This is a genomic window from Psychrobacter glacincola (genome assembly GCF_965118485.1).
In the GTDB taxonomy this organism is placed as follows: domain Bacteria; phylum Pseudomonadota; class Gammaproteobacteria; order Pseudomonadales; family Moraxellaceae; genus Psychrobacter; species Psychrobacter glacincola_D.
This window is the reverse complement of the sequence record NZ_CBCPJH010000002.1, coordinates 41,780-68,692: the sequence shown is the minus strand read 5'-3', so window position 1 is coordinate 68,692 and position 26,913 is coordinate 41,780. Positions and strand designations below refer to the sequence as shown.

General features: G+C 42.6%; 22 protein-coding genes. 8 read left to right on the top strand and 14 right to left on the bottom strand.

Features of this window, described 5'->3' with window-relative positions; translation table 11 throughout:
- Positions 1 to 69: 69 nt before the first annotated feature.
- The 10 genes from ACMHKH_RS01180 to ACMHKH_RS01135 form a co-directional block, all read right to left on the bottom strand.
- Positions 70 to 1,533 carry an alpha/beta fold hydrolase gene (locus ACMHKH_RS01180; RefSeq protein ID WP_413518860.1) on the bottom strand — a complete coding sequence of 488 codons (1,464 nt, stop codon included), beginning with the start codon at positions 1,531 to 1,533 and terminating at the stop codon, positions 70 to 72.
- Positions 1,534 to 1,762: 229 nt separating this feature from the next.
- The gene (locus tag ACMHKH_RS01175; protein WP_413518859.1) at positions 1,763 to 3,964 is read right to left on the bottom strand and encodes a PhoX family protein; all 2,202 of its coding nucleotides are present in this window, start codon (positions 3,962 to 3,964) and stop codon (positions 1,763 to 1,765) included.
- Positions 3,965 to 4,217: 253 nt separating this feature from the next.
- Positions 4,218 to 4,934 carry a fumarylacetoacetate hydrolase family protein gene (locus ACMHKH_RS01170; RefSeq protein WP_413518858.1) on the bottom strand — a complete coding sequence of 239 codons (717 nt, stop codon included), beginning with the start codon at positions 4,932 to 4,934 and terminating at the stop codon, positions 4,218 to 4,220.
- Between the two features lie 97 nt (positions 4,935 to 5,031).
- Entirely contained in the window at positions 5,032 to 5,757 is a 726-nt protein-coding gene (locus ACMHKH_RS01165) for an ABC transporter permease (RefSeq protein ID WP_413518857.1), read from the bottom strand.
- A gap of 13 nt (positions 5,758 to 5,770) precedes the next feature.
- Positions 5,771 to 6,505, bottom strand: a complete 735-nt coding sequence (locus ACMHKH_RS01160; protein ID WP_413518856.1) for an ABC transporter permease — start codon at positions 6,503 to 6,505, stop codon at positions 5,771 to 5,773.
- A 413-nt stretch (positions 6,506 to 6,918) separates the two neighbouring features.
- Positions 6,919 to 7,863, bottom strand: coding sequence for a transporter substrate-binding domain-containing protein (locus tag ACMHKH_RS01155; RefSeq protein ID WP_413518950.1), 945 nt, complete (start codon positions 7,861 to 7,863; stop codon positions 6,919 to 6,921).
- A gap of 154 nt (positions 7,864 to 8,017) precedes the next feature.
- The gene (locus tag ACMHKH_RS01150; RefSeq protein ID WP_413518855.1) at positions 8,018 to 8,968 is read right to left on the bottom strand and encodes a transporter substrate-binding domain-containing protein; all 951 of its coding nucleotides are present in this window, start codon (positions 8,966 to 8,968) and stop codon (positions 8,018 to 8,020) included.
- Between the two features lie 86 nt (positions 8,969 to 9,054).
- A complete protein-coding gene (locus tag ACMHKH_RS01145; RefSeq protein WP_413518854.1) occupies positions 9,055 to 9,852 on the bottom strand; it encodes a transporter substrate-binding domain-containing protein in 798 nt (265 codons plus the stop codon).
- Positions 9,853 to 10,223: 371 nt separating this feature from the next.
- Positions 10,224 to 11,021, bottom strand: a complete 798-nt coding sequence (locus ACMHKH_RS01140) for an ABC transporter ATP-binding protein (RefSeq protein WP_413518853.1) — start codon at positions 11,019 to 11,021, stop codon at positions 10,224 to 10,226.
- Between the two features lie 251 nt (positions 11,022 to 11,272).
- Positions 11,273 to 11,548 carry a hypothetical protein gene (locus tag ACMHKH_RS01135; protein ID WP_413518852.1) on the bottom strand — a complete coding sequence of 92 codons (276 nt, stop codon included), beginning with the start codon at positions 11,546 to 11,548 and terminating at the stop codon, positions 11,273 to 11,275.
- Between the two features lie 356 nt (positions 11,549 to 11,904).
- Here ACMHKH_RS01135 and ACMHKH_RS01130 point away from each other — a divergent pair, with 356 nt between their 5' ends.
- The 4 genes from ACMHKH_RS01130 to gltS all read left to right on the top strand — a co-directional run bounded on the left by ACMHKH_RS01130 (position 11,905) and on the right by gltS (position 15,877).
- Entirely contained in the window at positions 11,905 to 13,206 is a 1,302-nt protein-coding gene (locus tag ACMHKH_RS01130) for a glutamate-5-semialdehyde dehydrogenase (protein WP_413518851.1), read from the top strand.
- A 162-nt stretch (positions 13,207 to 13,368) separates the two neighbouring features.
- On the top strand, positions 13,369 to 14,139 hold the full coding sequence (locus ACMHKH_RS01125) for a ribonuclease domain-containing protein (protein WP_413518850.1): 771 nt from the start codon (positions 13,369 to 13,371) through the stop codon (positions 14,137 to 14,139).
- 1 nt (position 14,140) lies between these two features.
- On the top strand, positions 14,141 to 14,521 hold the full coding sequence (locus ACMHKH_RS01120) for a barstar family protein (protein ID WP_413518849.1): 381 nt from the start codon (positions 14,141 to 14,143) through the stop codon (positions 14,519 to 14,521).
- Between the two features lie 84 nt (positions 14,522 to 14,605).
- Positions 14,606 to 15,877 (top strand): sodium/glutamate symporter, encoded by a 1,272-nt coding sequence (gltS, locus tag ACMHKH_RS01115; protein ID WP_413518848.1) that lies wholly within the window; start codon positions 14,606 to 14,608, stop codon positions 15,875 to 15,877.
- 97 nt (positions 15,878 to 15,974) lie between these two features.
- Here gltS and glyA read toward each other — a convergent pair whose 3' ends face one another.
- From glyA to ACMHKH_RS01100, 3 genes are all read right to left on the bottom strand, one after another.
- Positions 15,975 to 17,231: a serine hydroxymethyltransferase gene (glyA, locus tag ACMHKH_RS01110; RefSeq protein WP_413518847.1), complete on the bottom strand. Its 1,257-nt coding sequence runs from the start codon at positions 17,229 to 17,231 to the stop codon at positions 15,975 to 15,977.
- A 400-nt stretch (positions 17,232 to 17,631) separates the two neighbouring features.
- A complete protein-coding gene (locus ACMHKH_RS01105) occupies positions 17,632 to 18,138 on the bottom strand; it encodes a chorismate--pyruvate lyase family protein (RefSeq protein ID WP_413518846.1) in 507 nt (168 codons plus the stop codon).
- 53 nt (positions 18,139 to 18,191) lie between these two features.
- A complete protein-coding gene (locus ACMHKH_RS01100; RefSeq protein ID WP_413518845.1) occupies positions 18,192 to 19,529 on the bottom strand; it encodes a GNAT family N-acetyltransferase in 1,338 nt (445 codons plus the stop codon).
- Positions 19,530 to 20,218: 689 nt separating this feature from the next.
- Between ACMHKH_RS01100 and ACMHKH_RS01095 the strand changes: the two genes are divergently transcribed.
- The 4 genes from ACMHKH_RS01095 to ACMHKH_RS01080 all read left to right on the top strand — a co-directional run bounded on the left by ACMHKH_RS01095 (position 20,219) and on the right by ACMHKH_RS01080 (position 24,831).
- Complete coding sequence (locus ACMHKH_RS01095; protein ID WP_413518844.1) at positions 20,219 to 22,438, top strand: NADP-dependent isocitrate dehydrogenase; 2,220 nt, start codon at positions 20,219 to 20,221, stop codon at positions 22,436 to 22,438.
- A gap of 290 nt (positions 22,439 to 22,728) precedes the next feature.
- Entirely contained in the window at positions 22,729 to 23,355 is a 627-nt protein-coding gene (locus ACMHKH_RS01090; RefSeq protein ID WP_413518843.1) for an rRNA large subunit pseudouridine synthase E, read from the top strand.
- 185 nt (positions 23,356 to 23,540) lie between these two features.
- Positions 23,541 to 24,332: a DUF305 domain-containing protein gene (locus ACMHKH_RS01085; protein ID WP_413518842.1), complete on the top strand. Its 792-nt coding sequence runs from the start codon at positions 23,541 to 23,543 to the stop codon at positions 24,330 to 24,332.
- Between the two features lie 133 nt (positions 24,333 to 24,465).
- Positions 24,466 to 24,831 (top strand): glutaredoxin domain-containing protein, encoded by a 366-nt coding sequence (locus ACMHKH_RS01080; RefSeq protein WP_413518841.1) that lies wholly within the window; start codon positions 24,466 to 24,468, stop codon positions 24,829 to 24,831.
- 153 nt (positions 24,832 to 24,984) lie between these two features.
- Here ACMHKH_RS01080 and ACMHKH_RS01075 read toward each other — a convergent pair whose 3' ends face one another.
- Positions 24,985 to 26,907 carry a M61 family metallopeptidase gene (locus tag ACMHKH_RS01075; protein WP_413518840.1) on the bottom strand — a complete coding sequence of 641 codons (1,923 nt, stop codon included), beginning with the start codon at positions 26,905 to 26,907 and terminating at the stop codon, positions 24,985 to 24,987.
- Positions 26,908 to 26,913 lie beyond the last annotated feature (6 nt).

Sequence of the window (26,913 nt, the reverse complement as noted above, 5' to 3'; positions counted from 1 at the left end):
AGTATTATTTATTTAAGCATTTAGTCATAAAAAAACCCTCAAGTATGATGCTTGAGGGTTTTTGTTATCTTAAATCTCAAAGGGCTCAGGATATGAATAAATGCGTGGGTTCAGAGCATATTTTGCTTCATGAGCATCACCTAATCTATCATCTAATAACCAAGCAATGATTTGCTGATGTACCCTGTCATTGGTGATCAAATTCATATGATTGACTCCATAAAAGATCGCCTTATGTCCTTCTGGTACTGCTAATGTATGCTCTTCGGTATGCTCACCAAGTGCCGACTCTACCGAAACCAGTCCATCACCCAGTAAGCTTGTGGTCTTAAAATCAAAATTAGTTTCGACGATAGCCGCTGCGACCAGATAGGTATTCACATGCAATGGCAAACGGGTAGGATGGCGGAAATCTGCTGGCAGCACACTGCGCCCCTCTAATGCTTGCCAATCGGCATCTCGAATACTGCCGTAACGCAAATCAATAATACCCGCACTACGCATATCACCGAGCTTTGCCAGTGAGCCAGCAAAGGGTAATTGGGCGATTTTATCTTGGACAAAATTGCCAATCTGCTCTAGGCTAGCGCCATGATGCGGCGACCCTAGTGTCACTAAATTACCCACGCGTTTTACCCAGCTAAAACCTTGTTCTTTACCATAAAATAGCGCACTGCGGCTGACCAAACCACCCATACTATGACCGATTAAATTAATCTGACTGATATCTGGATGATCTTCAACTAGGGTTTCTAAAACTTTGGCAAAGCTACGTCCATTACTTGAGATACGTCGACCGGTATTATAATTTAGATACAATACGGTCGCTGCTGGCAAGGCATATTTAAGCGTTTCTGCTAAGTTATCCTCACCAGCCACTTGCCAACTTAAGTGGCTCAGGCATAACCCATGGCACAAAATGATAACTCGCCCTGATAGCGTGCCGCTTTGTACACGATTATCTGTATCATAGAGTACCATCGAGACTGCCAATGGATTGTGATGCGTAATTAGATGATCGCCCATTACCCCGTTCAAAATATTAACCGTGCGCCGTAGGTTCTTTGGTAACGGTCTAACCTTTTTTGGCTTTAAGACAGTGTTATAAAGACGCAGACCTGAAGCGACATTGTTACCAACCAATTGCATGGTATTACGCACCACGCCATAAATCCGCCCAGTAATACCGCGCTGCCAGTGCTCAAGATTGCCATCATTAAAGCGCCCCAAAGGTCGCAGTAGTATCTCACGATGAATGGCTTCTACAATGTCGGTCACCTCGACCACACCCATGGTCGCAAGCTGTGCTAATCCTTCAAAAAAATCAACCAATGAGAGTGGTTGATGCGGCGGTACCTCGCTATTATTAACACTCTGTTCAGTCAGCTCATCGACATAAATATATTCAAGTTTATCCAGCTCTTCATATACGTCGCCCTGAAATCCTCTATCAAGAGCAGATTCTGCATCAGATGGGCGGCGAGTTGTGGCAAATAAATCATGAATAGAGTTTACAGGTTTTGGACTGAGCATAGTTTTGATACATCAAGCAATTGAAAAGATTTTCCATACTATCCTGTAATTGCCACAAACAGAAGAGAATGATTTAACTATCAAGTATTTTTATTTTCAAAATAGTGTTCAATCTTCCAACATCAAAGATTACACACTAGGAGCTATCAACCAAAACATAAAAATCCAAAGCAATAACTTAGGATTTTTATGTTTATTAAGACGTATCATTGCTAATGCAAATGTTTAACTAAACAAATGACTCTGCCAGTATGACATCACCATCCTCGCGTGTAATCATGATGGTCGCTGAGCGGGGCGTACTACCGCCAGAAACTGCACCCCACGTATTGCCTGGATGCTGAATATTAATGAATAATGTCTTAAAGTCTGGGGTCATCGTAATGCCTGTGACTTCACAACCTTCAGGACCGACGAAGAAACGTTTGATATTGTCATTATTAGCAGCCATACCGACTCGGGTTTGTTGCCCCGCCGAAGTCGTGGTAAGGGTGCCATCGCTGACATTGCCCGGTAGCGCTGCTAGCAACATACAGCTACTGGTATCGGTATAAGCACCATCATCTGTTTGAATCCACAATACGCCACGTGGATCGAAGTACAAACCATCGGGTGAGGAAAAATCGTTATTATCATTCAGTTGCGATAAATTTTCTGCTGACAAATCACTCGGCGCAGCAAATAAATAAATATCCCATTCAAAACTCGTTGCCGCATGATCGCCGCCTGCTTCTGCCCAGCGAATAATATGACCATTATCATTGCCGCGCGTTTTGCCACCAGTCTCATAGCTGCGCGGATTGGACGCTGAAAGTGGCTGATCCTCTCTTACACCGCGATATTTATTATTGGTTAATGTCACATACACATCACCAGTTATAGGACTAACCGACACCCACTCTGGTCGATCCATTTTAGTAGCACCGACCACATCTGCTGCTGCACGAGCGAAGACCAATACCTCATCTTGTCCATTAAAAGGCAAAACAGTATTGGAGGCATCCAGTCCATTTTGACCATGAATCAATGCTTTCCATTCACCGCGACCATTTTCATTAAAGATGGCAACATAGAGCGTGCCATCATTCAAGTATTTGTCGCCTGCTTTTAATCCACCACCGATATCAGCATTTGACCATGTAGCTTTGGAGACAAACTTATAAATATATTCGCCCCGAGCATCGTCTCCCATATAAAATACCACCGGCTTGCCTTGTTCAACAGGCGCATAAGCGCAGTTTTCATGAGCAAAACGCCCTAATGCCGTACGTTTTTGCGGCACAGATTTTTGATTAAACGGGTCGATTTCGGTGATATAACCAAAGGTATTAAAGCCATGACGGTAATCATCGGCAGCACTGGCACCGACAGCGGTCATATCCCAGCGGGAAAATTCCTCGGCAATCACCGCATCTTTGGCGTCAGGCGTATGCCAAAGATATTCAAAGCCAGAGAAATTTTCCGTTGCGCCATAGCGCTTGCGACCGTAATTGTGTCCTGCACTCAACTGACTGGCATCTTGCCCACGGGCAAAGACGCCTAAGAAATTCTCTTCGGTCGTCAGATAAGTGCCCCAAGGTGACAAGCCTGCACCGCAGTTATTATTAATACCACGAGTCTGAAAGCCTGTCGGATCAAACTTGGTCTTAACCAAATCAGAACCAGCAACAGGACCTGCTAATTGCGTAGTTGTACTGCTGGTAATACGACGATTGTATTTTGAATTGGGCACCATCTCATAACCCATACCATTAGCGCGGCACTTCATCTCAACTACAGCAACGCCATGGCAATTGACTTCACGGCGCACGTCACTCGCGAGGCGGCGATTTTGAAAGATGGGCGCGGCATTACTATCTTGGATCACATGATAGCCAAATGGGCTCAGCTCACTACTATTGACGTATTCATGATTCATTACCAGCAGCCCATTTTCTGACGCTTTGGGGTCATAGGCGCCGCCCTTTTTACCAAAGAACCACATGCCATCATGGTTGTCACCCATGCGCCATTCGAATGACTCTGCTGACTGCTCGCGATTGTCTTTCCAATCATCGATACCAGATATTAGCGGCGTACCAAGAGGCAGTATTATCTCGGCTTTATAACCTGCAGCCACGCTCATCGTTTCGGCAGTGGAATGCGCTACTGCCGCAAACTTCAGAGTTTCGGGACGTTTGAGATTACCTTGTGCAGGGATAGCAGCATCATTGCCATTATTTTTAACAGGAATGCTGTCATCATCATCACTACAACCAACCAAGGGTAGTGCGCCAAAAAACGCCGCTGCCGTTAATCCTGTGCCCCCTTTTAAGATACTACGACGGTTTAAACGACGACTAATAATGGTTTGAAAATCGGTATTGTTGGTCGGGTTAGAATCCTCAACGACTTCATGGGCAAATTGTTGTTTGTTATTCAATAATGTCATTATCAGTCACCTTGCTGTTAGGCTTAATCGGCATAAAAGAGTTGATTGCAATCTTATAGTTGCAGTCATTAAAATACGAATTACGCCCAAGTCTACTGAGTGTTTATGACAGTACGTTGACATCCAAAGGATAATTTGATGACAGTCCCTTTTGATAACCTTATAAAATAAAAAAATCCCAAGTATTAACTTAGGATTTTTTTATAACTTCGATGCACTTAAAGATTAATATCATACTGCTGCTACAGTAAATTTATCGAACTTGCGACTGCCATTCATAGGTACCAAGCTTTAATGTCAGCGCAGCACCTGCCTGAAGTATCCCAACGCCACTTGGTGTACCGGTCATAATAACATCACCTGCTTGCAAACTAAAAGCATGACTGATATCGACCAACAACTCATGAACTGGAAATAGCATCAACGCGCTTGCGCCATTTTGCTTGAGTTCATTATTAATATAAAACTGATATTCGACATTCTTAAAGTCACCAAATGCTTGCGGATCAATCCAATCAGCTAGCACACAAGCACCATCAAAGCATTTGGCACGCTCCCATGGATGACCTTTGTCTTTTAGCTTGCTTTGTAGCTCGCGTAAGGTTAAATCGAGTCCCAAGGTTACGCCACCGATTGCTTTTTGCGCTTGCTCAAGCGTGGCTGCCGACAAGTCAGCTGCCAGTTGAATACACAGCTCGGCTTCATAATGAGTGTCACCATATATCGCTGGATTTGGACGGACAATCTCATTGTGCACGCTGACCACGGACGACGCGGGCTTCATAAATAAAATAGGCGATTTTGGTATCTCATTACCAAGCTCACGCGCGTGTTCTGCATAGTTACGGCCAACACAAATAACCTTGCCGATGGATGCTCGTACGCTATCGTTAACGGTGGCGATGCTCGCGTCATCATTGACACTGACAGCAATCGCGTCGACTATGGAGATAGGTAGTGATTGGCTCATACTAGGCACTCACAGCAAATGATTGATATTTTAAAAAGAGACAGATACTGCACTATTTAACACGACGTTTATCATAAGTTATTTTCATGACCACTTATTAGCCAACGGTATGCGTAGTTACATCTGGCGGTACATAGCTTGCGTGACGATTCATACGCTTTTCAAACATTCTAAAGCTAAATAAAATCACCCAAGATAATAAGAGATAAACGATACCGGCGGCGAAGAACAATTCCATCAAGGTATACGTGCGCGCACTAATAGTACGAGCAACGCCTGTAATATCCATCAAAGCAATCGTTGACGCCAGCGCACTGCCCTTTAGCATAAAGATAACTTCGTTGCTGTATGCCGGAATCACAATACCAAAAGCACGCGGTAAAGTAATACGGGTCAGCTTCTGCCATTTTGACATCCCAATCGCATCAGCAGCTTCAAGCTCACCCACCGGAATATTTTGAATCGCACCGCGGATAATTTCGGCTAAATAAGCACTGGTATTTAGGGTAAAGGCAATAATGGCACACCAGTAAGCTTGACTCAGGACTGGCTCCCATAGGAAAGAATTACGTACTGCTTCGAACTGCCCAAGACCATAGTAAATTAGAAATATCTGTACCAGTAGCGGCGTGCCACGGAAAAAGAAGATATATAAAAATGGTAGTACTTGTACTAGCCAATTTTTGGACAACCGCAGCAGCGCTAGAATCAAACCAAAAAATAACCCAATAATACCCGAGAACAAGACTAACTGCACAGTCAGTACCGCGCCACCGAGTAAATCAGGGATATGATCAAAAATAACCTGCCAATTCCAATCCATAGTATTTCTCCCTTTATCCTATGGTCGATTGACGATGAGTGGTTTGACGGCTGAGCTTTTTGGCATAACGCGCTGCCGGATTGGCACGCCATTCTAGCCACATCATAAAGCCAGTAATCAGCATGGTCAGACCCAAATAAATAATCGCCGCTGCCATATAAAAGGTAAACGGCTGCTGTGTTGACTGCGCAGCGCGTGAAGACTGATACATGATATCTTTAAGACCTACAACTGACACCAACGCCGTATCTTTTAGCAACACTAGAAATAAATTACCCAAACCAGGCAGTGCAATTTGCCAGACTTGCGGTAAAGTAATGCGATAAAAAGTCTGAAAAGGACGCATGCCAATCGCTTGCGCCGCTTCTCGCTGCCCTATCGGAATCTCTTGAATCGACATGCGAAAAATTTCGGTCGCATAAGCACCAAAAGCGATAGACAATGCCATCACGCCGCCCCAAAAAGCACTGATCTCGACATAGTCGTTATAGCCGAACTTTTTGAGAATGCTCATGAGCAATATAGAGCCGCCATAATAAATAAACAGCACCAATAATAGCTCTGGAATACCGCGCATGGTGGCAGTATAAACCGTCGCGATTTTGCGCAGCAGCCAGATATTAGACAGCTTTGCTGTGGCCCCGAGCAAGCCCAAAAACATGCCGATGACCAAGCTGGTCATGGCAAGCTGTATGGTGACGGTAGCGCCGCTTAATAAAAGCGCGCCAAATCCTTGTAAATCAAACACAATTATCCACTCAGTCTCTTTATATTAGCAAATTGCAAAATATGAGTTAAAAGAATCAGCATCAATAGCTGAGCGCTGCTAATAAACGTAGTTTAGACCAAACAGATATTAATCATTTGCGTCATAGATTGACGCTAAATACATACGATTATTGCCGCGGTAATTGACACAGTAGAAATGAGCGCTGATTTTATCATATTCATTCGCTGCGATGTTAATACTGACGTATAAAAGCATTACCTAAATAAATACTCTTACCTTTAAGTAGCTCTAAATGCAGCAAAATTATAGTAAATCTAATGTTCAATAACTTCTAAAAAAATAGTATACCCATAAATATCTGACACAAAAAAAAGGACATCGCCCATCTGGTAATGTCCTCTCTCACTATCAATACAATCTTAGCTAAAGAACTATTGAGCTTTTTCTGGCGTTACTGGTTGTTCAGAAGCTACTACTGGTGTACTTGTATCATTGGCACTAGCAGTATCTGTCGCTTGAGCAGAGGCTGGCACAGCAAAGTACTTTTGATTGATTTTATCGTAGGTGCCATTGGCTTTAATATTGGCTAATGCGGTATTAATTTTTGCTTGTAGCGCATCGCCTGGGCGTACGGCGATCGCAAAGTTATCATTGATATCAATATCAGTGCCTTTTAACACATAATCGCTACCAGATGTCGAGCTCAGCCATTCAACCGCCGGCAGTTTGTCCGATATCATGGCATCAACACGACCAGCACCTAAGTCCAGAAACGCATTGCTTAATGTGTCATATAGCTTCATATCCGCTTTTGGATAAGCATTCTCTAACCACTGCGAAGAGATGGTTGAGCGCTGGGCGGCGATAGAATGCGCATTAATATCAGTGACTTTAGCAGGATCAAAGCTACTGTCTTTTTTGGCTAAAAACACCAGCGCATTGCTAAAATACGGATCGGTAAAAGCCACTTGTTGCGCGCGCTCAGGGGTGACTGACATTGCCGCGACGATAGCATCATACTTACCCGCTTTTAAACCAGGGATAATACCATCCCAATCTTGCGCCATAATCTTACAAGTCACTTGCATATCTGCACAGATAGCATTGGCGATTTCAATATCAAAGCCGCCCAGTGTGCCATCGGTATTGGTATAGTTAAAAGGTGCATAAGCACCCTCAGTACCGATACGCAGCACATTATCATCTGCCGCAGCGACTGTTGTCTCAGCTGTTTTATTAGTATCTGAGCTAACCGTATCATTCGCTTCATTTTGACCGTTACTACAGCCTGTAAACGCTAAGAGCGCCGCCATTACTAGCATAGGTTTTGCAAGGTGCTTAGCAGTTACTGATATAAAGGCAGAACTGCTAGTCATTGAAGCGGTAACTGGGACAAAACGTGTGCTCATAATCATCCTTGATATTATTACGTCGTAAAATATTAATAAGCGTTGGCGCATAGAAATAGATGAGATGTTGCGCAAAAACTATGCGCAACATCTCATCTATTAACCAATACCCGTATTAGTATTAGTTCGTTGCCGCTTCTGCTTGCTCTTCTTTAGCAATCACTGCATTGGCATCAACATTACCTTTATCAACGACCACCACTTCTTTGACATCACTCGTTGCGACTGCTTTTTGAGCCGCAGCAGTTGAGCTGGTACCAAAATAGCTACCAGTGATTTGGTCATAAGTACCGTTGTCTTTTAACTCAGCCAAGGCTTTATTAAATTTGGCAACCAAAGGATCGCCTTTACGAAAAGCAATACCCATCGCATCATCACTGGTGCTGATCTCTTGACCTTTGACTTCATAGTCTTTACCGGCTTCAGTTTTTAGCCAGTCGATACCAGTCACTTTATCAGACATCATCGCTCGTACACGACCTGAGGTCAGATCTAGATAGGCGTTATCTTGGGTATCATAAAGCTTGATATCAGCATCGGCGTGTTTTTGTTGCAGATATTGCGAGGCAACGGTTGAACGCTGTGAGGCAATTGGCTGACCTTTTAACGCGTCAACACTGACATCATCGCCCTTTTTACCGATTAAAATGATGCCGGTATGGAAGTAAGGGTCGCTAAATTCGACCACTTCTTTACGCTCAGGAGTGATTGACATACCAGCAATCGCAGCGTCAAACTTCTGCGCATTCAAACCCGGAATCAAACCATCCCAATCTTGAGAGATAACTTCACATTTAGCTTTCATTTGCTCACATAAAGCATCGACCAATTCAATCTCATAGCCGATTAACTTGCCGTTTGCATCGGTATAGCTAAACGGTTTGTAGCTTGATTCTGTCGCAATTTTGATATTTAACGGCTCATCAGTGGCAGCATCTGTTTCAGTAGTTTCTACCGGTGCAGAGCTATTATTACAACCTGCCAGCATCAGCATAGCGGCACTTAATGGCGCTAACCACAAAGTTTTTTTGATAAGTGATGAGGACGTTGATGAAGTGATTGAAACTGTCATAGTGATTATTCCTTAATATATTTACCAGCCGTATATATATCCGCCGTTTAAGACGGACATTATCAATCAAAGCTATTGATTACAGCTTATTGACCAAAGTTTTGCTGTTCAAGGCGGGCAAGTTCACCGTTGCTACGGATCTCACTCAGCGCTTTATTGAAGTCTTCTTTGATTGAATCGCCTTTACGCACAGCAATGGCAATATTGTCATCATTATCAATCTCATCACCGACGATACCAAAGCCTTCTGGATTGTCCGCTAACCATGATTTTGCTGAGACTTTTTCAGCTAAAACTGCATCACTACGACCAGATTTTAGGTCCAAATAAGCATTGTCATAGTTATCATAGAGCTTAACGGTATTGCCATTTTTGCCTTCATAATTGTCTTGTAAATAAGCACCCGGTGTCGTTGAACGTTGACCGCCAAGCTTTAGGTCTTTAATGGCTTTAGGGTCAAAACTGCCTTTGGTGTCGGTTAGCCAAACCATGGTATTGGCAAAGTAAGGCTCACTGAAATCGACTTTCTCTTGGCGTTCAGCGGTAATAGACATACCAGCGATAACCGCATCGTATTTTTGCGCCAATAAACCCGGAATAATACCATCCCAGTCCTGAGCGACGATTTCACATTTGGCTTGCATCTGCTTACATAATGCATTGGCAACGTCGATATCATAACCCGCCAAACTACCATCAGCATTGGTATAGTTAAAAGGAGGATATGCGCCTTCAGTCGCGATACGAATGGTCTTGCCAGCAGTTTCTGCTGCCGGTGCATCTGCATTGGGTTCAGTAGCTTCATTGGCAGGTTGACTACAAGCACCCAACATGAGCGCGGCGGTAACGGTCATCGATGACCACAATAGACGAGAATTCGACATCGTACGTTCCTTAAATTCTGATGGGTGTTTACTATGATTTATAATATAGCGCTTTGATATATAAGTTTCTCTGACGTCCCTGCCAGAGTAAGTCACTCAGATTCAGGTAGTTGGATATTTAGGCTGTTCAATACTTATGCTATTAGATACTGATATATAGGCAAGCGCATTTAGCACCCGCCTACAGCTCTTTTGATAATACCTGAGTAAAATATCAAAAACAAACGTTTTGCATACCTACTGTGATTATCTAGTAATAATTCAAGCGCTAGACTTACTGATGGGCAATGTTGTTATTTTTAAATATTTATCAATACTCTATTCATAAGAATCACAGTCATAGATATCCAGATAGCCTTTAGACCGTTATATCAATGTTGACGATGTGAAGCCATAAAGTCTTTGACGCGCTGAGACTTGGGATGATCAAAAACTTGCTCAGGCGTACCAATTTCTTCAATAACACCTTGATGTAGAAACACCACCTTGCTAGAAACGTCACGAGCAAAACGCATCTCATGGGTCACAATCAGCATCGTGCGTCCCTCTGCTGCCAGCTCTCGCATAACGGCAAGCACTTCATTGACCAACTCAGGGTCAAGCGCAGAAGTCGGCTCATCAAATAACAAAACTTGCGGCTGCATCGCCAGGGCGCGCGCGATAGCAACACGTTGGCGCTGACCACCGGATAGATTCGCTGGATAAGCATCTTTTTTATCGAGCAAACCCACTTTATCCAGCAACTTTTCAGCATCGCTAATCGCTTGGTCTTTTTTTATTTTTAAAACTTGTATTGGCCCTTCGATAATATTGTCAATAATCGTTTTATGTGGCCATAAATTGAAATTCTGAAAGACAAAACCTACGCGCGCGCGTAAGTGTTCTAGCTGCTTGATATCAGCCGCTTGTAATTCTCCCGACTTAGACGGCTTTAGTATCAGCTCATCATTACCGATAATAATGCGACCTTGATTGGGCTTTTCGAGTAAATTAATACAGCGCAGCAAGGTCGACTTACCTGAACCGGATGAGCCTAAAATAGAGATAACATCGCCATCATAGGCAGTCAAAGATACCCCTTTAAGTACGGCCAATGAGCCGAAGCTTTTATGAATATCTTGTAAATCTAAAGCGATCGGTCGAGTCGGATTATTTGCAGTATCAAGCATGGTTTAGCAGACTTCCAATAAATATGAATGAAAATAAGAGTAAAAATGCGTGTAGGATAAAAAAGCGTTTGGCGATAATAATTTGGCAGTAATAAATAGCCTTTATAAAATAAAGCCCATAACGCACAATCCGTTATGGGCTTTATTTTATCATCTTAATAACGTTAGCGCTGTGTTATATACCATATTAGTAGCTTGAAACCTGCTGTTCGCTTTTAATATCGTCTATGCCATCTATTCAATTAGCGCTCCTACTCAGCAGTCGCCACTGCTACGTCATCTGTGCCATCCACTGCTGTATCATTATCAGCCGTTGCAACCGCCACATCGTCAGTACTATTCGCAGTGGCAACACCCGTAGCTTCATCTTCTACCGCTGTCTGGGCATCAACTGCTGCTGGCGTTTCTGCTGCTGGCTCATCATTTTTACCACAGGCGCTTAAGGTTAGTGCTGCGGCGACCAAGCCAACGCTTAACCAGTTTTGATACATGCTAGATTTTTTCATTTGTTGTTGCTCAATTGTCATGTTTATTCTCCAATATGGTTATTTACTATAATCAGTTTTTACTACAACCATAGCTGTCGTCCAGCCGAGTCATTCTATGAATAATACAGTACAGCGGGAACGAGTTTGCTTTTCTCAGCAATCACTATACGGACGATTGCTATCGACTACCTTAGTAGTTGCAGTCACTTTCTGTTAAAAATACGTAACCACCAATCTGTCTTTAAATAATGACTATTATATAGCGGCAAGACATCTCCATTGACAAAATCGGCTTTACTATCGACCTAATCTCCTCTATGTTAAATAGCAGAGCGCCACTAGAGCGCTAAATAACATTAACCTTTTTCTATTTATAACTATAAGGATGAAGTTTTATGAGTCAGACCAATAACGCAGATATTACCGCTTATATGCAGAACGTCGGTAAAGAGGCGCGCGCGGCATCAAGAGCACTGGCTGCTGCCAATACGGGCGATAAAAACGCTGCACTGATGGCAATTTTTGAGACATTAAAAAATGCCAAGCAAGATATCTTAGCCGCTAATAAAATCGATATGGCTAATGGACAAAAAAATAACTTAGATGCCGCGTTGCTTGATCGCTTGGAGTTAAATGACGCCCGCTTTGATGGCATGTTACAAGGCTTAAAAGACGTTGCTGCATTGCCTGACCCTATCGGCGCAGTCACAGACATGACGTATCGTCCGTCGGGTATTCATTTAGGCAAAATGCGCGTACCACTTGGTGTAGTCGGGATGATTTATGAGTCGCGCCCTAACGTCACCCTTGAAGCAGCCTCGCTCGCCCTAAAATCAGGCAACGCCATTATCCTACGCGGCGGCTCTGAAGCATTTGAGTCTAATCAAGCGATTGCCAAATGTATTTTAGAGGGACTAAAAAGAGTTGGTCTATCAGAATATAGCGTGCAAGTATTACAAACCACTGACCGTGCAGCGGTTGGCGAGCTTATCACTATGACTGATTATGTCGATGTCATCGTGCCACGTGGCGGTAAAGGCTTGATTGAACGGATCAGCCGCGATGCGCGCGTACCGGTGATTAAACATCTTGATGGTAATTGCCATACCTTTATCGATAGTGATGCCGATCCTGAGATTGCTATCAAAGTCAGTGTCAATGCCAAAACCCATCGCTATGGCACTTGTAACACCATGGAGACTTTATTGGTCGATGAAGCAATCGCCGCTGAGCTGTTACCCAAGGTTGCTGAAGCTATTGTAAACGCTGATGATGCGATGCAACTGCGCCTTGATAATAAAGCGCAGGCTATTTTAAATGACAATGCCATTCTGAAAGGTCATTTGTCAGCAGCAACCGATGAGGACTGGGATACCGAATATCTAGCCCCTATTCTAGCTATTAAAATCCTATCGGGTATTGATGAAGCGATTGAGCACATCAATACCCATGGCAGTCATCATACCGATGTCATCATTACCGATAATTATACCAAGTCACAACGCTTTATCCGTGAAGTCGACTCGGCAAGCGTGATGATTAATGCCTCTAGCCGTTTTGCTGACGGTTTTGAATACGGTCTTGGTGCCGAAATTGGCATCTCAACCGACAAGATTCACGCGCGTGGACCGGTTGGACTTGAAGGTTTAACTTCACAAAAGTGGATTGTTTACGGTCATGGCGAAACACGTATGTAACTTATTACGTCTTCAATACAATTTATAATACTGTTTGCAGTATAATTGTTACAGAACGTCAGCTTAATTGCTGGCGTTTTTTTTGTTATTAATAAATATATGTTATATCAAATATAAGCATTATTTTGTATGCTAAAACTCTATTGGTAGGACGATACGCCCATGCAAAGTGGCACGATTAAGCATTGGAATTCCGATAAAGGCTACGGCTTTATCGACGTTGACAATCAAAGTGAAGATGTGTTTTTTCACATAAAGTCAGTGCGATTATCACAGCCAATAAGCGAAGGGCAACGTGTCTACTTTAATAGCGAGCGTAATGATAAAAACCAATTGCGCGCCATCGAAGTTACTTCTAGTGAGCTGAGTATTTTAGAAGCTCCAACATTAAATTCAACAGCAAACTCAGCTCATCGTAGCCCAGATAATATTCAGCAAAAAAATAACCGAAACACGCAGCAGAAAAATAATCAGCATAAGAACAATAGTGCTAGTAGACAGAAAAAAAGCCGTTTCTCTACCCTATTTAGTTTGATTGCCATTATTGCTGTAGCGGTTTACTTCTTTGCTGATTTAAAAGCCAGTTTTTTTGTAGATAGCACACCATCGACTACTCTATCACAAAGTGCTACTGAAAGAAGCAGCCCTGTAAATGCAGCATCTATCACAGGTGATACGCAGATAGATCAAACCATTGCGCTTATTCAGCAAGGTGGACCGTTTCCTTATCCCAATAAAGATGGCACAACGTTTTATAATCGAGAAGGCAAGCTACCAGCGCAGTCGCAAGGCTACTACCGAGAATATACCGTACCTACACCGACAGTTTCTCATCGCGGCGCAAGGCGTATTGTCACGGGCGGTAATCCGCCAACCTACTATTATTTGACTGTGGATCATTACGACAGCTTTCAAAAACTGCAGGTGAAATGATATGAGAGAAGCCATTTATTATGTGACCAAAAACAGCATTGAGCAAAGCCTTATCGATAATAGTAGCAAAGCCGTTGTCGCTATACCTAAGCAGGCAATCCTTGTACCTATGGGCGATATACTAAATAAAGATACATTGTTAGATAGCTTAGCAAAGGCATGCGATTTCCCAAGCTGGTTTGGTCATAACTGGGATGCGGCGTGGGACTGTTTGACAGACAGCGATATTGAGTATTTAACTCTTGATTTGACAGCTACTTACAACATTAACAACGAAGATTTTAAGGTATTCAAAAGTCTCATTGAAGATGCTTTTAGAGACTTTGGCAAACCACAACTGTGGATTATTATGGCGTCCGACGATTCTCTTAGTCGCCCATAAGATAAGAATCTGAATTCGAGATAAAAACAGATTTATCCCGAATTCAGGTTAATTTATATTGATATTTATAGAAAGGATGAATATATGGAAGTTACCCTAAACGGCTATTACACTCTGATATTAGCCACACTGGTACTGTTGCTTGGACGCTTCTTGGTCAAGAAAATCAAATTCTTAGAAGACTTTAATATTCCAGAGCCTGTCGCGGGCGGTCTGGTTGCTGCCGCGATTGTATACTCGCTTAACTTGATATGGGGTTATAGTTTTAACTTCAATCAAGCGTTACAAACGGCGACTATGCTAATGTTTTTCGCCTCTATTGGTCTAAGTGCCGATTTTGGACGTCTAAAAGCGGGTGGCTCACCGCTACTCATTTTTACCATCGTTGTATCCGTTTTTATTATCTTGCAGGATGTGGTTGGGGTAGCAATGGCAAGCGCGCTTGGGCTTGATCCGCTGCTCGGTCTAGTCACAGGTTCTATCGCCTTAACTGGTGGACATGGTACTGCTGGAGCATGGGGTATTGTCTTAGAAGAACAATACGGCGTGGTTGGTGCCACGACTCTTGGTATTGCCGCTGCTACTTATGGTTTGGTAGCAGGTGGTCTGGTTGGTGGTCCTGTTGCGCGCAGATTAATCAATAAAATGGGACTTAAACCAACACCGGTAAACCCAAATCAAAGTGAAGTTGAAAAGCTTGCCGGTCAGCAGTCATTATATAGCACCAAACATGACGAAGATGGTGATGATAGACATGAAGAGATGTTTGAAAAGCCGGATAATATTCGTCTAATTACCGCTTCTTCTACTATCGAAAGTCTAGCATTGTTTGCAGGTGCTTTGGCGTTTGCCGATTTGATGACCATCGTTGCACAGGGCACGGCATTTGAGTTGCCTACCTTCGTTTGGGCATTGGCAGGCGGGGTGATTATTCGTAATGCGCTGACCATGGTCTTTAACTTTGATATGTTTGACCGTGCTATTGATGTGATTGGTAATGCCTCGTTAAGCCTATTTTTAGCCATGGCGCTACTGTCATTGAAACTGTGGGAGTTGACAGATTTGGCAGGACCGGTCTTGATAATCTTACTGGTGCAAACTGCGGTTATGATTGCTTATGCTTACTTTGTCACTTTCAGAATCATGGGCAAAGATTATGATGCGGCAGTATTGGCAGCTGGACACTCTGGTTTTGGTATGGGCGCAACGCCAACGGCTATTGCCAATATGCAGGCAGTGACCGATCGCTATCTACCCTCGCCTAAGGCATTTTTGATTGTACCGATGGTTGGTGCGTTCTTTGTCGATATCGTTAACGCGACGGTATTGCAAATATTCACTAAATTGCCGTTTTAATCCGCTACATTATCGACTCAGAAATAAAAAACCGCTTAGCATTTGCTAAGCGGTTTTTTGTTTTAGTCAGCTCTTAATAAATAAGAGCCATTCAAAACTACTGATTTTTAGCATATACAGGTAGCTCTTTACAGATAGCTTCCACTTTACCACGGACTTCAGCAGTCACTGCTTCATCGCCACGACTGTCTAGTACATCACAAATCCAACCTGCCAACTCGCTAGCTTGTACTTCGTTGAAGCCACGAGTCGTAATCGCTGGTGTACCAATACGGATACCAGAGGTCACGAATGGAGACTTAGGATCGTTTGGAACGGCGTTTTTATTGACCGTAATATGCGCATCGCCTAACCATTTATCCGCTTCTTTGCCCGTCATTTCTTGCTTCACTAGACTGATCAGCATCAGATGATTCTCGGTGCCGCCCGAGATGATTTCATAGCCACGGTCGATGATTACTTTCGCCATTGCTTGCGCGTTTTTAACCACTTGCTGCTGATAGGTTTTGAAGTTGTCTTCTAATGCTTCTTTAAATGATACCGCTTTGGCCGCGATAACGTGCATTAATGGACCGCCTTGGTTGCCTGGGAATACAGCAGAGTTTAGCTTTTTCGCTAGCTTCTCATCACGAGCAAGAATCATACCTGAGCGTGGACCACGTAAGGTTTTGTGCGTCGTCGTAGTAACCACGTCAGCAAATGGTACTGGGCTTGGATAAACGCCAGCAGCAACTAGACCAGCTACGTGAGCCATATCCACTAAAAGATAAGCCCCAACTTCATCAGCGATTTCGCGGAAACGTGCCCAATCAACTACTTGTGAATACGCTGAAAAACCAGCAATAATCATTTTAGGTTTGTGCTCACGAGCTAAAGCGTCAACTTGGTCATAATCGATAAGACCAGTACCTTCTACCAAGCCATACTGTACTGCATGGTAGTTTAGACCTGAAAAGTTAATATGCGCGCCATGCGTCAAGTGACCACCCGCATCTAAGCTCATACCAAGTACAGTGTCATTGGCGTCTAACAAGGCTAAGAAAACAGCAGAGTTTGCTTGGCTACCAGAATGCGGTTGGACGTTCACATACTCTGCACCAAACAATTCTTTTGCACGGTCGATTGCCAATTGTTCAACGACGTCAACATGCTCACAACCACCATAATAACGCTTACCAGGATAGCCTTCAGCGTATTTGTTGGTTAAATCAGTACCTTGTGCTTCCATCACTGCTTGTGAGCAGTAGTTTTCTGAAGCGATAAGCTCAATATGGTTTTCTTGACGCACGCTTTCAGCAGCCATGGCTTCAGCAAGTACTGGATCAAAATCTTTGATAGAGATATCTTTAAACATAGTAAGGTCCTAAGTAGTGACAGTCGTTAGTGATAACGGTCATTGAAAAGAAGCGAATAGCAAAAGACGTTTGAGACAGGCAAGCAAAAGCAGTAGGCTTGTTATTAGCTTGTCAGATTTAACGATAAATTCGACAGGCGTTTGCATCAATATCCTTGCTAGAGTTCAAGTGTAGCATGAAATTTTATGTGACGGACGCAAAAAAACCTCACCTGATATTGAACACATTACAAGATAATATTTTCTCTATATAAATCTAATTATATTAGATGGTTATAAATATCTTATTTGGATGAAGAACATAAATTAATTAGGAACGCCATTAGCAAAAATCTATTTTAATAAGCGTATAAAAATAGCCGATCAATTAGTCAGCTATTTTATTCTATTAATAAAGACTTTAAATTTTGAGCAATTTTTGACTAAATTGTGGCAAGAAAGTCTCACTAATAAGCAATTTACGCCCATACCAGTCATAAAGTGTCTGCCGTTGCCAACCGTCGCTCGTCTGTTCGATAGAACGTTGATTTGGCAAAGTACGACGGCGCTTAAATAACACATAGCCAATCGGCGTACTTTTTAATTGCTGTAGACGTCTGGCACTGCCTTGTAAACTTGATAACGGAAATAGGCTTTGCGCCTGCACCCATGGCTGCTCGTCATTGCCGTATAACTGTGCCTCACGTACCCACGCTAATAATGGACGGCTGAGCGCTGCGCCTTTCATACCTAGCTGCTTTTTTTGTGCCAAAGACAATAAGCGATAGCCCTCAAAACTACGTTCTACACGTAACGGCTGCCCTGCTTTTACCTCTAACATGGCGGTGAGAGAGCCTTCGGTATTTAGCCAAGATAATAGCTCAGTCGGAGGTGATGAATTGGTCAAGCAAGCAAGATGAGAGGTCATAGTTTATGGCTAATAACTGTTTTATGAAGTAGAAAAGGGTTAAAAAAATAACATTAATTGCCGCTATTAAAGGTTGGCATATTATCGATATTAAATGGCAATGCTTCAAATGCCTGCTCTCGATACTGCGCCATATGCAAACTATCTTTTTTACAGAAATCAGCAATCGCTGGTACAAAGCGGGCATCATAAATACGATGTAATGAGTGCGTAGTAGTTGGAATAAAGCCACGGATTAACTTGTGCTCGCCTTGCGTCCCTGGGTCAAAATAATGCAAGCCCTGTTCAATCGCAAATTCGATACCTTGATAATAACACAGCTCAAAATGTAAGCTATCGTACTCACCAAGCGCACCCCAATAACGACCGTATAGAGTTGCGGTTTTATTGTCAGGCGTATCGTATAAAAATAAACTACTGGCGATAATCTCACCACTAGCATCCAGTGCTTGCGCCAACATCAAATGCTCAGCCATAGTTTGCGCCAAAGCTTTAAAAAAATCCATGGTCAAATAAGGCTGTTGCCCTCGTATTGCATAGGTCATGGCATAGCAGTGATAAAAAATCTTCCAATCGGAAGCAGTAATCTCATCGCCACATTTTCGCTGGCAAGTGATACCTTGCTCAGCAACCTTGCGGCGTTCAGCACGAATAGTTTTGCGTTTTTTAGCTCTGAGAGTCGCTAAAAATCCTTCGAAATCCACAAACGGCTGATCGTTTTGACTGAGATTTTTATTTTGCCATAAAAACTGACAACCTTGACGTTCCAATATCGGTATCTCAATCGGTTCTACCGCTATGCCGTTTGCTTGATTTTTAAGCGCCATTCCTATATCAATATCAGTCGGCAGCGATACATTAGCGATAGTAGCCATTTCAGGCGTAACAAACAAACCATGCCAGCCTGACGCGCCCACTTGTTGTGCAATATCATCAACACCTGCGATGGCAGTCTTTATAATTTCAGCATTTAGCGTCTCACCGTCTGCTAACCATATACGCTGCCCAGTAACGGGCGTATAAGGCGCACTCGTTACCAAACGCGGATAATAATCGAGACCATACTGCGCATAAGCCTGTGCCCACGAATGGTCAAACACAAACTCGCCTTGATGATGACCTTTAATAAACACTGGCATCACGGCAACTGGCTGCTTCACATTTATAGAAGCTTCTATAGAAGACAGATTTTGCTGTACAGCAGAATTGTCATCTGCTTCTACACGATGTACCAAAATATAAATCGGTAACCAGCCTGCTTTTTCACCGATGGCACCGGTGTCAATAAGCGCTTGCCAAAAAGCAAATGACATAAAAGGCGTATCTGGTGTTTGCCAATCGCCTAGGCTTTGCCAACTAGTATCGTTGAGTAACGCATATTGTAAGGTCATAATCAGCACACTGTTTTTTTGATAACTTTTCTTGATGCTATAGCCTAGCAAATTGCTAATTTTTTGCTGTCACAATTTGCAAAAATTTTGCATAACTATTATAAAATCGGCGATAGCGTTTCAAAACAGCTCAGTTTTGGGATGTGCTATTGGTTATAGAAATCAAAATTGTGAAGGTAGAGGTGATAAAAATTGCCATTAAAAGCCATTAAAAACAGCCAAATTGCATGGAAAAGATGATATCAATCTTGATGACTGCTAGAATAAGAGTATTATTAGCTTAATATAATTCAGACACATGAGATATGAGCGAAATAGTATACTTAGTTCAATATACGAGATTGACATCATATCGAATTTATAGTGGATGAACTATAATATATTGACAGTCAGTTATCGTCAGGCAGTATCAACCATTTGTTCAACCCCCTCTTTTGGTGGTAAGTTTGTCATAAAGGTTAAAACAGCTTCCAAAAGATATGTTTGCAAAATAACGTCAACAGGCCGTCTCAAAGTTATTTGAATGCGTCGAAGCGTTTGAATATATTTTCCACGACTGGAAAAGTGACACGTGATGTACTTGATTTACGCCTATCACCCATTATGGTAATAAGGCGGCATAAAGATATTAAATAATATCTAGGCCTTACTTACCTTTTAATGACAACATAAAGGAATACACTACTACAATGTCAAAAATTATTTATACAAAAACCGACGAAGCGCCAGCGCTTGCAACCGTATCATTCTTGCCTATTGTTAAAGCATTTACTAAAACCGCAGGCATCGAAGTGGATACTACTGATATCTCAGTTGCTGCCCGTGTATTGGCTGAATTCCCTGAGTTTTTAAGTGAAGAGCAACGCGTTCCTGACAACTTAGCTGAGCTGGGTCGTCTGACACAAGATCCAAATACCAATATCATCAAACTGCCAAATATCAGTGCCTCTGTTCAGCAGCTTAAAGCAGCGATTAAAGAGCTACAAGGTAAAGGCTATGCGATTCCTGATTTTCCAGAAGATCCACAAACCGATGAAGAAATAGCCATTCGTCAGCGTTATGGCAAAAGCCTAGGCAGCTCGGTGAATCCTGTACTACGTGAAGGCAACTCAGACCGCCGCGCACCGAAAGCGGTTAAAAACTACGCACGTAAGCATCCGCATTCGATGGGTGAATGGAAGCAATGGTCACAAACTCATGTATCACACATGCACAGCGGCGACTTTTATGCCGGCGAGCAATCTATCACTTTAGATAAAGCCCGTACTGTGCGTATGGAACGCTTAGCTGACGATGGTACGGTGAATGTCTTCAAAACAGGCATCGCTTTGCTTGATAAAGAAGTCATCGACCTTATGTTCATGAGCAAAAAGGCACTGCTTGAGTTTTATGAGCGTGAAATGGAAGACTGCCGTGAAGCAGGTATTTTATTCTCATTGCACGTAAAAGCCACGATGATGAAAGTATCGCATCCTATCGTATTTGGTCATGCGGTTAAAACCTATTATAAAGATGCCTTTAACAAACATGGTGCTTTCTTTGATGAGTTAGGCATCAACGTTAATAACGGTATGGCAGACCTATACGACAAAATCTCAAAATTACCAGCCTCAACGCGTGAAGAGATTGAGCGTGATTTACATGCATGCCAAGTACATCGCCCACGTCTAGCGATGGTTGATTCTTCAAAGGGAATCACTAACTTCCATTCGCCAAGTGACATCATCGTTGACGCATCAATGCCAGCTATGATTCGTAATGGCGGTAAAATGTGGGGTGCTGATGGCAAGCCATATGATTGTAAAGCGGTTATGCCTGAGTCTACCTTTGCGCGTATTTATCAAGAAATGATTAATTTCTGTAAATGGCATGGCAATTTTGATCCAACGACGATGGGTACAGTGCCTAACGTCGGTCTAATGGCACAAAAAGCAGAAGAATACGGCTCGCATGACAAGACTTTTGAAGCAAGCGATGATGGTATTGCCCGTATTGTTGACGAAGAAACAAACGAGATTTTGCTTGAGCAGCGTGTTGAGAAAGGCGATATCTGGCGCATGTGTCAGGTTAAAGATGAACCTATCCAAGATTGGGTCAAGCTTGCCGTACGCCGCGCGCGCGAATCTAATACACCAGTCATCTTTTGGTTAGACCCGTATCGTCCACACGAAAACGAGCTGATCAAAAAAGTAAAAATGTATTTAAAAGATCATGATACTACTGGTCTGCATATCGAAATTATGTCACAAGTTCGTGCGATGCGTTATACCCTAGAGCGCGTTGCTCGCGGTCTTGATACCATTTCTGCTACTGGTAATATCTTACGTGATTACCTCACTGACCTATTCCCAATTTTAGAATTGGGTACCAGTGCGAAGATGTTGTCAGTTGTACCATTAATGAAAGGCGGCGGTTTGTTTGAGACTGGCGCTGGCGGTTCAGCACCTAAGCATGTACAACAATTGGTTGAAGAAAACCATTTACGTTGGGATTCATTGGGTGAATTCTTAGCATTGGCTGTGTCGCTAGAGCATTTAGCACAGAATGATGGCAATGCTAAAGCCCAAATATTGGCTGACACCTTAGACACAGCAACTGAAAAGCTGTTATTAAATGACAAGTCTCCATCACGCAGAACTGGTGAGCTTGATAACCGTGGTAGTCATTTCTACCTTGCTATGTACTGGGCACAAGAGCTTGCAGCACAAGATAAAGACAGTGAGCTTGCAGCACAGTTTGCGCCACTTGCGCAAAACCTTGCGGATAACGAAGTGGCTATTATTAAAGAGCTGAATGATGCTCAAGGTAAGCCTATGGATCTTAAAGGCTATTACCTAGCTGATGAGGCATTGGCTGAGCAAGCAATGCGTCCAAGCGCTTTGTTCAATGACGCCATTGCATCGTTATAATTAACTCATCTTATAAAAGTTAATTTATAGAAGTGCCATTAGCGTAAATGAAACACCCCAAATATCTTAGATTTTGGGGTGTTTTTTTATCTGTTATTTATTTATTTAGGCATTTTGAAATTTCAATATAATCTGAAGCAATGCCATTTGGTGGGTTAGCTATTTTAAGCTTGCTTAGCATTCTGTTATGCTAGCGGTATATGAGTAAGCCTCTTATATGTTCTATATTTTTAACAGCTTCTATGATTTATAAATACTATCTGTCATTTATTTTTGGGAAACGCACATTTATGACCAGCTCTAGCCTGATTTTGTTTAATAAACCTTACGGCGTACAAAGCCAATTCCGTGATGACAGTAATAATGACCATACTACCCTATCTGAATATTTTACTGACAAATCAGTCCGAGTCGCCGGCCGGCTCGATGCCACCTCAGAGGGGCTACTGATTTTGACCAGTGACGGAAGGATTAATAAAGCCATTACTCAGCCACCATCTATGAAGGGTTTTGCGCAAAACAAACAAAAACAAGGCAAGACTTACTTGGTACAAGTAGAAGGCATGGTTACTACAGCACAATTAAAACAATTGGCAAATGGGGTCATACTAAAAGATGGTAAAACATTACCCGCCTCTGCGGTATTAGTCGATGAAGCTGACTTGCCTATCAAACTGTGGCAACGCGATCCGCCTATTCGTGAGCGGAAAAACATCCCAACATCATGGCTAATGCTGACTATTTATGAGGGCAAAAATCGCCAAGTAAGACGCATGACTGCGCATGTAGGTCTGCCTTGTTTACGCTTAATACGTTGGTCAGTAGCGGGTTTTGAGCTTGGAGAACTGGCGGTTGGCAAGTTTGTACGCATTCAGCTAAATAGTGAGCAATGCCGCAAGCTTGGCGTCATAGGTTAGCTATCGTGCTACTTAGATAAAGACGTGCTCAAGATTTTTTTGCATTTAAGTTTGCGATTTACGACACCTTAAAAATAGCGTCTCGAAACAGCAAGGTTTATCTGTTACCATTGAGAGCTATGCAGTATATGAGTTGCATGCTTTTTCTACCCAGTTGTTTGTTTAATTTATAGTAAGGATATGTCATGACTGTTCTACATCGTTTTGCCTTATTTGCTGGTAGTATTTCTACTGCCCTATTACTCAGTGCTTGCCAGCCAGCAGCGGATGAGGGTAAGGTAAATATAGCACAAGACGATGTACAGCCTAGTTCAGAGCAGGTTGAAAATCCTGACGAGACGAACGCTCATGCAGGTCATGACATGACGACTGCTGACGCTATAGTAGACGAGACACCGATGACGGACATGCTTAAAGACTATACGAAGTCGATGACGGACATGCACAATGAGATGATGGTTGGTATGGCTTATAACGATCCTGATACTGCCTTTGCCAAAGGGATGCTTGGGCATCATCGCGGCGCAGTAAACATGGCAAAGATTGAGCTTAAATATGGGACAAATGAAGAAATGCGCCAGCTTGCACAAGATATTATCGATTCTCAACAGCTTGAGATTGATATCATGAATAAATGGCTCGCTAGCCATCCTGATGCGCCCAAACCGAAGCCCAATACCGAAGCGATGCAACAAGCCTATGCTAAAGGTATGGAAGCGATGTATGGAGATATGATAGCTGGTATCGCAGACCCTGTACCAGATATGGCATTTGCGCGCGGCATGCTACCTCATCATCGAGGCGCAGTAGATATGGCAATGGTACAGCTACAGTATGGTACTGATGAAGAAATGCGACAATTGGCACAAGATATCATCGATGTCCAAGAGCCTGAAATCGAAATAATGCAAGACTGGATTGGCAAAACATCATTTGATGCCAAAGAGACTAATAATCTAACTGATAGCGCTCAGTAGATGCTAGATAGGTAACTCTTAAAAACAACCTAACTCATTATAGATTTTTAATTTACAGATATTACCGCTTAACTGAATACTTAAACGAGGAAGTGGTATCATCCCCCACACGATATAATCCATAGAGGTCTGTATGTTAGTTAATCTTATACGAGAAGGTTTAGGACGAATCATTGCTGCTATCAGTATCTTGACTCAAGGTAAGCCCATGGCACGCAGTCAGGAACAGCAAGCGCAAGTGACTGCTGCCTGTAAAAATTTAGCGCTATATCAATTTCACGCCTGTCCTTTCTGTATAAAAGTGCGCCGTCAAATGCATCAATTAAATTTGCCCATCGAATGTCGAGATATCAAAAAAAATCCAGAATTTCGCAGTGAGCTTGAAGAAAATGGCGGGCGCGTCAAAGTACCTTGCTTACGTATTGAAGAAAATGGCGACGTTCAGTGGATGTATGAATCAAATGATATTATCGCTTATTTACAGCAACGCTTTGGCTAATGTTTCTGATAACTGAAAGACATTATCGGCTCGGGTTAGCAACAACGTAACCCGAGCATTTATTTATCAGATTATTTATCATATCAAGTCACGCGCATTTTTTACTAACCTTGCCCACTATTGCTATGCATTGATTTAAAAAAACCTATCCCTTTAAAACTTAACAAAGTCAGGCTTCAACCATTTATCAAACCCTAACTTTTCTAACTTTAGATTTACCTTATGTGGACTGCCTATGTCTGCTTTATCTTGTTGGCTATCCTTCATTTCACTTTCCGCATTTGCTGCTACGCTGATACACATCAGCTCATCACGGCGAAACAAATAACATTCAACATTTTGCGATACATCATTAAATAATGCCAACTGTTTGTTATCCGCCTTGATACCATCAATAGCAATGATGACATCATGGGCAGATATGCCTGCTTTAGCAGCAGCGCTTCCACGCCTTACCTGATTCACCATAAGTCCAGCAGGCGTTTCCGTACATCGTATGCCCCACGGTAGAGATTTATCAGCCTTTTCTTTAGTGTTGCTATGCAGCGTAATACCGTTTGCCTCAAGCAGCTCTTGCATCGGTAACTCTTCAACGCCATTGACATAACGCCGCTCAAAATCTTGCCAATCCGCTAACGGTATAAACTGCCCTATCACTGCACCCATGTCGGCACTACTGATACCGATGCGGTGGTTGTCAGTTTGCTTCGCTTGCTCATAAAAAGCTTTTACCACATCAAATACACGATAACAACCATCACTTTTTGCAAGCAGCGTTAAATCCAAACATAACGCCACCAAAGCGCCTTTATTGTAATAGCTGATACCTGCATTGCCAGTGTTTTCATCATTGCGATATAGCTTAATCCACGCATCGAAACTCGACTCTGCGACACTTTGATGGGCGCGACCAGGTGTTTGATAGTAGCGATTGATTTGCTCAGCCAATAGCTTCAGATAACTTGCCTTATCAATGACTTCTGACGCTTGCAGCATAAAATCATCAATATAAGAAGTAAATCCTTCAAACACCCAAAGCAAAGGCGTAAAAGCTTCATGACGCAAATCTACTTCTAGCATTACATCGGGACGGACGGTTTTTACCCACCATGCATGGAAATACTCATGGCTACATAAGCCTAAAAAGCGCTGATAATCGCTGCTCGGCAATGCCAGCTCATTGATACGAGGTAAATCACGGCGTGGGGTAATCAAACTGGTCGAATTGATATGCTCCAAACCGCCATAATCCTGCCCACTTGAATAGGTCATAAACGTATAGTCATTAAACGGCGCGTCACCCAACCAGTTAAGATAAGTTTGACAAATCTGAGTGAGGTCTTGCTGCAATCGCCCCATATTGGCAGTATGCTTACCCGCAAGGAAAAACTGATGACCAAGGGTCTGATGCCGATTGTCTTTAATAATAAAATCAAACTTCTCTTGTGGCGCAATCTCAAATGGATAATCAATCAGGTCATGATAGCTGTCCGCTTGTAAGCTATACAAGTCTCGTTCATCACTTTGCAAGTGGGTAGATTTTAAACCACATGCCAACAATACCTGTTCTTTATTTTTATTAATAAAAAATGCTTCAGGTACTATTAAACTGACTTGGACTGGTGATTGCTCTTGCCCATCAACCGCCAATGCCAAAGAAGTGAAATTGCCGTATAATCGTTGCTGATCGACATAAGCGGTACGCACTGATAAATCATAACAATATACTTCATAATATACGCTAATCGTTTGCCCTACCTTTGCTTCTGGCAACTGCCACGTATGCTTATCGGTTTTTTGCGCACGATAACGTTTAGGCTCTCTATTACTATTCGCAAGTTGACTATCTAATACCTCTCCATCAACAATTCGATAATGTACAGCCGTAATATTGCGAGCAAATTCACGGATCAAATAACTGCCCGGTATCCACGCAGGTAACCATAAGCTTGGCATATCTACATCTGTCGTAAATTTAAGCGTAACGTCAACCAAATGTTCTAAAAAACGCTCAAAGTCGAATTGATATTGAATATCAGATGGCTGATTATTGGCAGCATGAGAGAGTGAAGTCATATTTTT